Annotated in this window: 3 protein-coding genes and 1 pseudogene; 3 read left to right on the forward strand and 1 reads right to left on the reverse strand. The window is 72.4% G+C overall.

Annotated features, from left to right (window positions below; genetic code table 11):
* Window positions 1-226: 226 nt before the first annotated feature.
* Window positions 227-952 carry a DsbA family protein gene (locus WCS02_RS19330; RefSeq protein WP_340295912.1) on the forward strand — a complete coding sequence of 242 codons (726 nt, stop codon included), beginning with the start codon at window positions 227-229 and terminating at the stop codon, window positions 950-952.
* Window positions 933-1,604 carry a vitamin K epoxide reductase family protein gene (locus tag WCS02_RS19335; protein ID WP_340295913.1) on the forward strand — a complete coding sequence of 224 codons (672 nt, stop codon included), beginning with the start codon at window positions 933-935 and terminating at the stop codon, window positions 1,602-1,604. The genes WCS02_RS19330 and WCS02_RS19335 overlap by 20 nt, the downstream gene beginning before the upstream one ends.
* 60 nt (window positions 1,605-1,664) lie before the next feature.
* Here the strand turns inward: WCS02_RS19335 and WCS02_RS19340 are convergent, their stop codons facing one another.
* Window positions 1,665-2,216 (reverse strand): flagellar basal body-associated FliL family protein, encoded by a 552-nt coding sequence (locus tag WCS02_RS19340; RefSeq protein ID WP_340295914.1) that lies wholly within the window; start codon window positions 2,214-2,216, stop codon window positions 1,665-1,667.
* A gap of 348 nt (window positions 2,217-2,564) precedes the next feature.
* Between WCS02_RS19340 and WCS02_RS19345 the strand changes: the two are divergent.
* Window positions 2,565-2,825 (forward strand): annotated as a pseudogene (locus tag WCS02_RS19345) (aminopeptidase); the annotation flags it as partial.

A 2,825-nucleotide genomic window follows, 5' to 3' on the forward strand; every position in this document is an offset into this window, starting at 1 on the left:
ACGACGGGCGGTGGGGCGACGACGGACGGTGGGGCGGGTGCTCACGGCAGACTCCAGCGGGTGTGGTCCGGTCGCGTCATGGACCGGGCTCGGTGCGCGCCCTCGAGGGGGGCAGGTGCAGCAGCGGCTCACGGCGGGGGCGGCCGCGGCCTACCCCGGGACTGTACCTACGCTGCTCGCGGTGCCTCGCGGGCACTCTCGTACCGGACCGAGGACGGAGCCCAGGGTGAGCAAGAACGTCAGACTGTCCGTCCTGCTGGTGGCGCTGTTCGCCTCGGCCGTCGCGGTGGCGCTGGTCTTCAACGGCCTCGGTTCTGGCGGTGCTGCCGGTTCTGGCGGTGCTGCCGGTGCTGGCGGTGCTGCCGGTGGCGCCGGTGCTGGGTCGGCCGCGGGGTCGACCGGCACGACCGGCAGCGGCGAGATCCCGGTGGTGCGGGAGGACAGCCACCGCCTCTCCACCGCCCCCGACGGGCGGGTGACGCTGGTGGAGTTCCTGGACTTCGAGTGCGAGGCGTGCCTCGCGGCGTACCCGGTCGTGGAGGACCTGCGCGAGGAGTACGAGGGCCGTGTGACATTCGTGGTGCGCTACTTCCCCGTCCCCAGCCACACCAACGCCGTCGACGCCGCCCTGGCCGTCGAGGCCGCGGCGCAGCAGGGGCAGTTCGAGGCGATGTACCGGCGGATGTACGAGACACAGACCCAGTGGGGTGAGAAGCAGACGTCGGAGGCTCCCCTGTTCCGCACGTTCGCCGAGGACCTGGGTCTGGACCTGGCTGCGTACGACGCCGCCGTCGCCGACCCGGCCACGGCGGCACGGGTGGAGCAGGACTTCCAGGACGGGATCGCCCTGGGCGTCGAGGGCACCCCCACGTTCTTCCTGAACGGGGAGAAGCTGTCCCCGTCTAGCGTCGACGACTTCAAGGCGAGCATCGATGCCGCACTCGCCCGTTGAGCAGGACCAGGTCGCAGCCACGCGGACCGTCACCGGTCGGGACGCTCCCCGGGCCGGGGGCGGCATTGCCGCGCCGCGGCACCTGTCGGTCCTGCTATTCCTGGGCGGGCTGACCGGCCTCCTGGCGGCGACCGTCCTGCTGGTGGAGAAGGTCGCCCTGCTCGCCGACCCCGACTACGTCCCCAGCTGCAGCATCAACCCGGTGCTGAGCTGCGGGTCGGTGATGGTGACGCCGCAGGCGGAGGCGTTCGGTTTTCCCAACCCGTTGCTGGGTGTCGTCGGCTTCGCCGTGGTCACGACCGTCGGGGCAGCCCTGCTCGCCGGCGCCACGTTCAGGGGCTGGTTCTGGGCCGGGCTGCAGACCGGCGTCACGGCCGGGGTCCTCTTCGTGCACTGGCTCATCGCGCAGAGCCTGTACGTCATCGAGGCCCTGTGCCCCTACTGCATGGTCGTCTGGGCCGTCACGATCCCGCTCTTCCTGTACACGACGCTGCACACGGTCACGGCGTTCGTCCGGCCGCGGGGCCCCGCCGGGCGGGGCGTCGCGACGCTCAGGGAGTACCACGGCGTGGTGCTCACCGCCTGGTACCTGCTGGTCGCGGCGGCGATCGCCGTCAAGTTCTGGACCTTCTGGCAGACCCTGCTGACGTGAGCGGCGGCGTGCGGTGCGCGCGGGCGGGAGCGCCGGCGCTGCGGGGTCGGGCCCTCCGCCTCACTGCATGACGAAGGAGGTGAAGTAGATGTCGTAGACCTCGTGGTGGTACGCGTCGCCGATCTCGGTGACGAGCTGGGCCTTGACGGCTGCCCTCTGCTCGGGAGTGGTCAGGTCAGCCATGGGCCGCCCGGACAAGGTCCGGATCAGGATGTCCTGCGCCTGGCTGCCGTCGAGCTCCTTCTCCTCCTCCTCGCCGCCCTCGCCCTCCTCGACCAGCGCCTCCTGCAGGGCGATGCTCACCTGCAGGTAGCGGCCGTCGGCGAGGTTGACGGTCACGGGCTCGAGCGGCACGACGGCACCCGGCTCGGGCTTCGCCTCGGCCTCTGCCGCCTCTGCCGCCTCTGCCGCCTCCGCACCGCCGCCGGTGAGCAGGACGAAGGCAGCTCCGCCTGCCCCGAGCAGCAGCACGAGCAGACCGATGATGAGGACCAGCTTCTTCTTGGCGGGGCGACGGGAGGGGGTCGCGGACTCCTCGGCGCCGACCGGCGAGCCGGAACGCTGGCCCGGGACCTGCCCTGATCCGGCGAGGGTGCGGTCGGTGATGGCCATCGACGAACTCCTTCATGACGAGAGGCTCAGCCCCGGGGGCTGTCGCGCAGCACGGTGCGGGTGGGTGACGGTGCCCGTCCCGCCGTGCTGATCGGCCGCGGCTGCTCGGTGCCCAGGTCCCGTGGGGAGCGTCACCCGGTCAGCCCAGACGCGCGGTCGCAGGCATGCGTCCGACCCGGGCGGGAGCTCCTGTGGCGGGCAGCGGGTCCGTGGTAGGAGGCAGGCGCCGGGCTGAGCCACAGGTCGTGTCGACCCCGGTGGCCCGATGGGGCCGGCGGGGGCCTTCTGTCGACGGTCACCGCCAGGCTACGTTGCGCCAGTCAGGCAATCCCTCGAGAGGACCCCGTCATGAACAGAACGACCCGGACCCGCAGGCTCGGCACCGTCGCCGTCGCCGCCGGCTCCCTCGTCGCCGCATCGGTGGTGTCGCTGCCCGCCAGCGCGGCCCCGGCCGTCCGCGGCTGCGACTCCCGCTCCAACAACACCACCGCCAAGCTCCTGGAGTGCGTCCGCGTCGAGGGCGTCATGGAGCACGCCGAGGCGCTCCAGGCCATCGCCGACGCCAACGGCGGCAACCGCGCCTCGGACACGCCCGGCTACCAGGCCAGC

This window comes from Aquipuribacter hungaricus, assembly GCF_037860755.1.
Lineage (GTDB): Bacteria > Actinomycetota > Actinomycetes > Actinomycetales > JBBAYJ01 > Aquipuribacter > Aquipuribacter hungaricus.